This is a genomic window from Chryseobacterium sp. VD8 (genome assembly GCF_037149975.1).
GTDB lineage: Bacteria > Bacteroidota > Bacteroidia > Flavobacteriales > Weeksellaceae > Chryseobacterium > Chryseobacterium indicum.
Map to the genome: position 1 here is coordinate 1 of NZ_JBBCQL010000226.1, position 7,633 is coordinate 7,633.

General features: G+C 30.2%; 7 protein-coding genes. 5 read left to right on the forward strand and 2 right to left on the reverse strand.

Going from position 1 to position 7,633, the window contains the following annotated elements:
* On the forward strand, window positions 1–723 hold a 723-nt coding region (locus tag WFK35_RS18695; RefSeq protein WP_336733826.1), incomplete at its 5' end, for a hypothetical protein.
* 200 nt (window positions 724–923) lie between these two features.
* Here WFK35_RS18695 and WFK35_RS18700 read toward each other — a convergent pair.
* Window positions 924–1,475 carry a hypothetical protein gene (locus WFK35_RS18700; protein ID WP_336733827.1) on the reverse strand — a complete coding sequence of 184 codons (552 nt, stop codon included), beginning with the start codon at window positions 1,473–1,475 and terminating at the stop codon, window positions 924–926.
* A 164-nt stretch (window positions 1,476–1,639) separates the two neighbouring features.
* Between WFK35_RS18700 and WFK35_RS18705 the strand changes: the two genes are divergently transcribed.
* The 4 genes from WFK35_RS18705 to WFK35_RS18720 all read left to right on the forward strand — a co-directional run bounded on the left by WFK35_RS18705 (window position 1,640) and on the right by WFK35_RS18720 (window position 6,651).
* Complete coding sequence (locus tag WFK35_RS18705) at window positions 1,640–3,859, forward strand: ATP-dependent nuclease (protein ID WP_336733828.1); 2,220 nt, start codon at window positions 1,640–1,642, stop codon at window positions 3,857–3,859.
* On the forward strand, window positions 3,841–5,742 hold the full coding sequence (locus tag WFK35_RS18710; protein WP_336733829.1) for a UvrD-helicase domain-containing protein: 1,902 nt from the start codon (window positions 3,841–3,843) through the stop codon (window positions 5,740–5,742). The genes WFK35_RS18705 and WFK35_RS18710 overlap by 19 nt, the downstream gene beginning before the upstream one ends.
* A 184-nt stretch (window positions 5,743–5,926) precedes the next feature.
* Entirely contained in the window at window positions 5,927–6,373 is a 447-nt protein-coding gene (locus tag WFK35_RS18715; RefSeq protein WP_336733830.1) for a hypothetical protein, read from the forward strand.
* Entirely contained in the window at window positions 6,367–6,651 is a 285-nt protein-coding gene (locus WFK35_RS18720; RefSeq protein WP_336733831.1) for a hypothetical protein, read from the forward strand. Before WFK35_RS18715 ends, WFK35_RS18720 begins: the two co-directional genes overlap by 7 nt.
* 773 nt (window positions 6,652–7,424) lie before the next feature.
* Here the strand turns inward: WFK35_RS18720 and WFK35_RS18725 are convergent.
* A partial coding sequence (locus WFK35_RS18725; protein ID WP_336733832.1) for a hypothetical protein occupies window positions 7,425–7,633 on the reverse strand: 209 nt, incomplete at its 5' end.

Below are 7,633 nucleotides of genomic sequence, written 5' to 3' on the forward strand. Positions count from 1 at the left end.
CCAAAATTCCTAAATAATATGAATTTTAAAACTAAAATAGTTATGATTTTATTATCCTCTTTATTACTTACGAATTGTAAGGAGGAAATGAAAAAATGTGTAAGTCAATCTACCGATATTAATGTAAAACTATATAATGATTTAACAGATCAGTTGATACCTTATTTTTTTAGAGAAGATTATTTAGGTAAAAAAAAATATTTTGATAGTTTAAGAGTTCATAATGAGGATTTATATATCGAAGAGAAGACAAAAGCCCACAACGAAATTTTTAATCATCCTGAAAAATATTGCAATTTGTATATAGATTCTACTAAAAATAAAAATACAGATTTTGTTACAGGTAGTAAAAATTTTATTACAGGTCATCCCGAAGCTCCTATAAATTATATAAAAAGTAGGAAGGAACTTTTAAAAGAATTTTCCAATAATACAGATATTATTAAAAAATTAAGTACACGAAGTTCTATAAAAGCAAATCAATTTAATTTGTGTACCGCAAAAGTACTGGATCTGGCAGAGTATGATAAACATACAAATGAATGTGAGATAGGAGTAGTATATTTTTCAGAGATTGTATTTGATCCTTCTAAAAAAAGAGCATTAGTTTTTGTTGACCATCATATAAAAAAAGATTATTACGGTAGAAATGCTGTATTTAAACTAAAATTACATGATAATTATTGGGAAATAGAAGATTATACGATATTGTCAACTTCCTAATTCTCGATAGCGCGGATTTGTAATCCGTGCCTGTAATATCAACAAAAACACCCGATAGCGCGGATTTGAAATCCGTGCTGTACTTCCAAGCTCAAAAATGCTTTGGTTATATCCCATTTCTTCATAAAATCCTATACAAATTCTTCTCTTTCTATGGAAGATTTCCTGATTTCCGGAACAGTAACTTTATGGGACGTAAATCATTTTTTCGCATTCGTATAAAACGAATAATAATAAAAAACAGGATACCTTTCAAAAGTTTCTGATTTACCCATGGTGTACGCATCATGCTCATATATATTTGAAAAATCAAGGATAAGAGATTTCTTTTCCAGGAAATTGAAGATGAACTTTATTAAACTGCTTACAGCAGTTTCCGTCTCATAAGTAAATAAAAGTTGTTTTCCGTCAGCGCTGTATACTTTCTTATTATAGACTCTCGCATTCAGTTTTTTATCCACACCCGTATCATTAGATTTTACCTTGTACATCAATGTTTCCTTACCATTCTTCATAATGTATACATCTGCATTTTTATAACTATTATCATACTTAAAAACAACAGCTTCATTGATTTTCATAATCATATCTGTGAATTTTTCTTCATTAGGGATCGACTGGGTTTCTGTGCCTGCGGGCATTTCGATAGGTCCTGATTTTGAAGCTGCTGCCGGTTTCTTTTTTTGTGCATTTATAGTAATCCCGAAGAATACCATTGCAGTTACAACTGAAATAAATTTGAAAATTTTCATGGAATATTTTTTTGCAATGTTATGTAAAAATTTAGAATAAATGCCCACCGGATTGATAATAATTAAAGGTTACGGCTTTCCGTAAGCTTTATTTGTTACTTAAAAATATATTTGTATTTACAATTTTATCAAGATTATTAATATATTAGAAAAAAATAATACCCATGAAAATAGAGTCTATATCCATAAAGAATTTTAGGCTACTCAAAGATTTTAAAATAGATTTGGAAAAGTCCCTTTCCTTAGTTTTAGGAAAAAACAACACTGGGAAAACATCACTTTTAACTTGTTTAGACAAATTCATTAACAATTCAGATAAGAAAAAGATTGTTTCTGAAGATTTCAATCTTGACTACAAAAAAGAAATTGAAAAACTAATTTCTGAAACTATCGAACTTGATGAAGAAGATTTTAATAAAGATATTCACGGTATAAAATTAAGGCTCGTGATTTCTTATGAAGAAGGAGAAAACACTTGTAATATTTCAGATTTGATGATGGATTTAGATCCTGATCATAATAAAATTATTTTAGGCTACGAGTATTATTTAAATTATGATCACTATAAAGATTTTCGAAAAGAGTATAAATCTTTTGTACTTGCAGAAACCAAAAAAGTAAAAGAATCTGAAGAGAAAGAAAAAGATAAACCCGAAGAAGAAGAAAGAAAAAAATATATTCCAAAAAACTTTGATTATTTTTTTAAACTAAATGCAGAAAAATTCTTTAAATATAGATGGAAAAGTATTAATTATAATTATGAACTTTCAGTAATTGATGAAAGTAATTTTAATGATTTAGAACAATATAAAACAAAAAGTAACTTAAGTAATATTATTAATTTCAAATATATCAGTGCAAAAAGAAGTGTTACAAATAAAGAAAATGAAAAAACTTTATCTACGCAAACATCTGAAATATATGAGAGAAGTGAGAAAAATGATGAAGATGAAAAGAAAATTGAAGAATTTAAATCAGTAATTGAAGATACTGACGAAATTTTAGGAAATGTATACGAAGCCTTATTTAGCGATATTACTGAAAAAGTAAGTTTATTTGGAGGAATAAGAAAAGATGAGTCTATAATAAAAGTAATTTCCACTTTACAACGAAAAGAACTCTTAAAAGGAAATACAACTGTTATATACAAGCACAGTAATGATTCCGAATTCCCAGAACATTATAATGGTTTGGGTTATATGAATCTTATAAGTATGATTTTTGAGATTGAAATTTTAGTAAGTGAATTCAAAAGAGGAAAAGATGAAACTCCAGCTGATATTAATTTACTTTTTATTGAGGAACCAGAAGCCCATACTCATCCACAAATGCAATATGTTTTTATCAAAAATATTACTGAACTTTTAAAGAACGGGATTGTTCTTCAAAAGGATGCAAGTGGAAAGATTATAAAAAGCCAACCTTTCCAGTATATCATTAGTACACATTCATCTCATATAGTAGCTAATTGTCAAGAATTTAACTCTATAAAATATCTAAAAAAAGAATCTATTAATGACATTAAAGCAAAAAACATAAAAGATTTAGAAAAAGAATATACTGATGCAGGGGAAGAAAAAAATTATCGTTTTTTAAAACAGTATTTAACACTTAATAGAGCAGAATTATTTTTTGCTGATAAAGCTATTTTTATTGAAGGCGATACAGAAAGAATTCTATTACCAGCAATTATGAAAAAATTAGACTTAGAAGTTGAATTAGATACAAATGAACTTCCTTTATTATCGCAAAACATATCTGTTATAGAGGTTGGTAATTATGCAAATATTTTTGAAAAACTAATAAGCTTTGTTGGATTAAAATCTTTAATAATTACAGATTTAGACTCTGTAAAAAAAGATTTTATACGAAATAGCGATGGAACTATTAAAAAAACGAAAAATGACAGAGAAAGAAAGTCCGATTTTAGTTGTAGAGTTTCTGAAGCAGAAAAAACAAGCAATCCTACTTTGCTTTTCTTTTATCCGTCAGATTCAATTTCTTTTCAAAATATTTTGCAAAAAAGTTTTGAAGAAAAGAGATTTTCCAAAAATCCAATATGGCAAGAACAAGCTGATGGATATTTACAAATTATTATGCAGACAGAAGAAGAAGGATATTGTGCAAGAAGTTTTGAAGATAGTTTTTTTCATTTATCACAAAACAAAACTTTCATAAAAGATAACAGAAGTAAATTTATTGGTCTTAAAAATCTTAAATATTTTTATGATAATTCAAAAGATGCATACTTTTTAGCAGAAAAATGTGTAGATAGCAAAGGGTCTTTTGCAATTGATATATTGAGATGTACCAACGAGACATATTCTAACTGGCAAATTCCAGCTTATATTAAAGAAGGATTATTATGGTTAAGGAAAGACTAGACATACAAGATCAGCCAGAAGTATTATCAATTTTTGAACATATTGATAATGGGCACAATTTTTTGTTAAGTGGTGGAGCAGGGAGTGGTAAAACATATTCTTTAGTTTCTGTAATTAGACAAGTGATTAAAGAAAATCCTACAATTAAAATTGCTTGTATGACGTATACAAATTCAGCAGTAAAAGAAATTGAGGATCGTGTAAACCACAAGAATCTGAAAGTATCTACAATTCACGATTTCCTTTGGGATAACATTAAAAACTTTCAACCAGAATTAAAGTCAACTTTAATACAATTAGCAAAGGAAGATGGTATAACAGGTATTGTTTTAAATAATCCAGAAGAAGTTTTATCGGGAGATATTAAAATTCAATACAAAGAATATATCAGATTGAGAGAAGGAATAATTTCTCACGATGAAGTGTTAACTCTTTCTGAACATATGTTTGCAAAGTATCCTAAGTTATGTGATATTTTAAAGGATAAGTTTAAATTCATATTCATTGATGAGTATCAGGATACTAATGAACAAGTAATTAGAATATTTTTAGATCATCTACGAGTATCTAAAAAAGAATCTATAATAGGTTTATTTGGAGATGCAATGCAATCTATCTACGATGATGGGATTGGTAACATAAATTCTTATTTGGAAGAAAATTACGTAAAAGAAGTTGTTAAAAATCAAAACAGAAGAAATCCAAAAAAGATTTACGAACTAGCTAACAAACTCCGTACGGATAGTGTTAAACAGGAACACTCTTCTGATTTAAGAGCTCCTAACATTTTACCAGATGGAAATGTAAAAGATGGTAATATTTTATTTTTATATTCCTTAGAAAAAGATAATGAAAAAATAAAGGATTATTTAAAAAAACTTGATCAAGGCTGGGACTTTGATAATGCTAAAACAACTAAAGAATTAAATCTAACTCATAACTTAATATCTGCACAAGCTGGATTTTCAACATTAATGGAAATTTATGGAAAAGACAGAATAATTGAATACAAAAACAAAATACTAAAAGAACTAAAGGAAAAAACAGATATTACAATAGAAGATAGTGACACTTTTGGAAATGTGATAGAAAAGATACAGACAAGCAAGACACCTGCTATTACACAATTCATAGATTCTAATCCATTATTATACGAAAAAGCAAAAAAATATCCTTTCGAAATTTTTAAGAAAATTTATATTGATACCGACATTCTAACTGATGATAAAAAACAAAACGAAAATGAAGAAAACACTAAAGGTTCAAAAAGAGATAATTTAGTAAAGCATTTGTTCAAAATCCAAGATATCTTAAGATTTTATGTAGATAAAAATTTCCCTGAGTTTTTTAGAGTTATGAAGAGAAATGGAATTTGTATTACTACAATTGAGGACAAACGAAAATTTAAAAGAAACATTGAAAATTTGTTAACTAATCAAAACACCACAATTGGTGAAGTAATAAATAAAGCTGATGAGTTAGAAATTGTAAAAAAAGATGATAAAATAATTGAATTTATCACGTCTTCAGAATATATTTATGATAGATTAAAAGAAGTTTCATACCAAGAATTCATTAAATTATATAATTATTTGGAAGGTTTAACTCCTTTCTCTACCCAGCATAAAACCAAAGGGAATGAGTTTGACAACGTCTTAGTAATTTTAGATAATGGAAATTGGGCTAAATACAATTTCAATTATTTATTTACCAATAGAACAGATAAAGCGAGTGTTTTAGAAAGGACACAAAAATTATTCTATGTATGTTGTACTCGTTCAAAAGAAAATTTAGCTGTATTCTTTCAAAATCCTTCTTCGCAAGTTATCGAAACTGCAAAAAGTTGGTTCGACAGAATTGTTAATCTTGACAATCATATATAATAGCACAATGCCTTGAACTTAAAACTTATACTTTTATACAAAAAATAAAAGCCCTCACCCCACCCCGCAGATTTCCCTATCCCAACTTTACATAACACGCTGACTATAAAATATTTAATAAAAATTATTTCCGTTTCAAAATAAATTTTATATTTGGAAAAAATTTAAAAAAACACAACAATTTATGTCTTCAAAATCAGAAGTGGGGCACGCCAAAAATGTCGCGAACCTTCAAAAATTAATTCAACAGATCTCCGTTTATTCCCTTTACAATCCGCCGGTTCCCGAACTTACCATCGATAGTCTTCAGAACCTGTACACCACTGCCAATGCGAAACTTACGGAAGTCGAGGAAAAACGCAATGCCAATAAAAATGCCATTGCTCTTCGTCAGGACGCATTCAAAAACCTGAAAACAAACTGCACCCGAATCACCAACCGTTTAGAAATTCTGGGCTTATCACAGGGTACGCTGAATCAGGCAAAATCCTTAAACCGCACCATACAAGGAGCAAAAAAGAAACCTGCTGCCGCCACGAAGAAGGAAAAGAAACACCCAAAACCATTTCCACTTCCCGGCAGTCTTACACCCAGCAGGCAGAAAGTTTCGGCATACTCGTACAATTGTTAGAAACCATTCCTTCCTTCATACCGGATGAAGAAGAACTGAAACTGACAAACCTCAACACCTACAAACAATCATTAATAAACACCACTCAGGCAGTAGACCAGACCGAAGCAGAACTCAACCTTAAATTCATTGAAAGAAACAGAATACTGTATGCAGAAGGAACCGGACTCTACCCCATCGTACAGAATGTAAAAAAATATGTAAAAAGCCTTTACGGAGCAGCCTCTCCGGAATATGCCAATATATCCGCCATTAAATTCTCCACACTGAAGGAATAATCCCCTGCAATACAATGAATAATCAAAACAACAAATCTTTCCGCAACAACCAATAATTAAATCAAAGCATCCTGACCGAATATTCAGTCAGGATATTTTTTTATTTAAATACCTGCAATCTATATTAATGTAAATTCCACGTAAAAACAATACAACAATATCAATAGGAATGGGCTTCAGCCCATTTTAGAAATCAGGAAAACAACAGGCTTCAGCCAAAACCTACAGTCAATTTCTATCAAAGTCAGTTCTAATCTGAAAACCTTACACCAAACCCAAGACCAACACAATTAATAAAATACAGCCGTTGAATGATCAATCAACTTTCAATCCCCTTATATCAAACTCACATGACATTGGAGCACCGGAAAGTTATGTTGGAGCATCATAAAGTTACATTGGGGCATCATGAAGTTAGATTGGAGCACCCTAAAGTTAGATTAGAACATCATAAAGTTAGATTAAAGCACCATGAAGTTAGATTGGAGCACCCTAAAGTGATATTCTTCCACCCGTAAAAAATAATTTTCAGCCTCTCAGCTTAATCCTAACACCATAAACATACTTTACCCTAAAAAGCTCCGTAGGAGCATGATCTGTGTAGAAAAAACAATCCATACAACAGCAGAACTCCGGAGGAGTTCAATCTCAGCCCTTAAAACCTCCGCCACAAAAACAATCTTAAACCCCATTTCTTCTGTCCCCAATAACAAAACCCCATAAAAAACCACCGGATTCCGGTGGTTTTTATATCTGTTAATAACAGATTTATCTTAAGCTTCAGCCGAAGGATTCTGATCTCCTGCAGGTTTTTCACCTTCAGGTCTTCTTTGTCCTTCCGGTCTGTTAGGTCTTTCAGGTCTTCCCTGCCCTTCCGGTCTTGGTTTCCCTTCAGGCTTCGGAGGTCTTGGTAAAAGAACTTTTCTTGAAAGTTTCATTTTCTTACGGTCATCATACCCCATAAATTTCACTTCCACTTCAT